Consider the following 1,516-nt stretch of genomic DNA (forward strand, 5'->3'; position numbering starts at 1 on the left):
TGGAGGAAGCGTGGCGGCGCGAGCCGGCCGCCGCGGCGCTCGAAGCGCCGGGCCACCGGGACGCCGAGACCTCCGAGCGCATCGGGATGGCCGTACGCCGCTGGCGCAGGGAGCTGGAGGAGCTGGCCGAGGAGGAGGTGCGCCAGTTGGAGCGCAACGCGGCGCCCGAGTCCGACACGGTCGCCGCGCTGCTCGCGGCGGCGCTGCTCGGCGGCCGCAGAGCCCGGCTCGCCGGCGAACGGCTCGCCGAACTCATCGGCGCGCAGGCCGCGTTGCGGCTGCGGGACCGGGGCGGCGAGCTGGTGACGGCGTACGTCGACCGGGTACTGCGCGGGGAGCGCGAACGGCGGCTCGCGCCCCTGGACGCCCTGGGCGTGACCCCGGAGCCGCAGGCCGAACTGATCGCCGCCCTGTCCGTACTGCAGAAGGAGAAGTGACCGACGTGACCGCTGTGACGGACGAGAACAGTGAGCAGACCGGCGGCTGGGACGACGGGTTCATCGCCCGGCGGGTGGGGGAGAAGGGCGCCCAGGGCGGTGTGGCGGGCATCGACGCGCTGACCGGGCTCGACGGGCTGAGCGGAGTGGAGGGCCTTGACGGCGGGCAGGACGGCGCCACCATGCCGCACACCCCCATCGGCGGCGCGTACGAAGGCCCCCTGCGGGTACGGCTCGACGCCCTGGGCGAGCTGATCGGCCTGTCGAGGACCCGGGTGGACGGGCCCACGCTCGCCGAGGCCGGACGCGTCCTGGACGAGGCGTCGGCCCGCCAGCGGCTGTCGTCGCGGCACACGGTCGTCGCCATCGCGGGCGCCACGGGCAGCGGCAAGTCCACACTGTTCAACGCGCTGGCCGAGGTGCCCATCTCGGAGACGGGGCTGCGCAGGCCCACCACATCCGCGCCCATCGCCTGCACCTGGTCGGACGGGGCAGCGGGGCTGCTCGACCGGCTCGCCATCCCCGGCAGGCTGCGGCGCAGGCCGCTCGCGGGCGGCGACGGCGACGAGGAGCTGCACGGCCTGGTCCTGGTCGACCTGCCCGACCACGACTCGGCCGTCACCCGCCACCGTGAACAGGTGGACCGGGTGCTGGCGCTGGTGGACGCGGTGATCTGGGTCGTGGACCCGGAGAAGTACGCGGACGCCGCGCTGCACGAGCGCTATCTGCGCCCGCTCGCCGGGCACGCCGAGGTCACGTTCGTGGTGCTCAACCAGGTCGACCGGCTGCCGGGCGACGCCGCCGACCAGGTGCTGGACGATCTGCGCCGGCTGCTGGACGAGGACGGCATGGCGCTCGGCGAACACGGCGAGCCGGGCGCGACGGTGCTCGCCGTCTCCGCGCTCGGCGGCCAAGGCGTCGGCGAACTGCGCGAACTGCTCGGCCGGTTCGTCCAGGAACGCAACGCCGCCGCGCGCCGGCTCTCCGCCGATGTGACGGCGGCGGCCGGACGGCTGCGCTCCGCGTACGTCGCCGAGGGCCGGGCCGGGCTCGACGAGCGCTGCCGTGACCAGTTCGCC

At 75.5% G+C, this 1,516-nt stretch carries 1 protein-coding gene and 1 pseudogene; both read left to right on the forward strand.

The window, feature by feature from the left end:
* Positions 1 to 437: pseudogene (locus tag HY68_RS16865) on the forward strand (ATP-binding protein); the annotation flags it as partial.
* A gap of 5 nt (positions 438 to 442) precedes the next feature.
* Positions 443 to 1,516, forward strand: a 1,074-nt coding sequence (locus tag HY68_RS45200; protein WP_041996331.1) for a YfjP family GTPase, incomplete at its 3' end; no start/stop codon positions are given.

It is taken from the genome of Streptomyces sp. AcH 505 (assembly GCF_000818175.1).
In the GTDB taxonomy this organism is placed as follows: Bacteria; Actinomycetota; Actinomycetes; order Streptomycetales; family Streptomycetaceae; genus Streptomyces.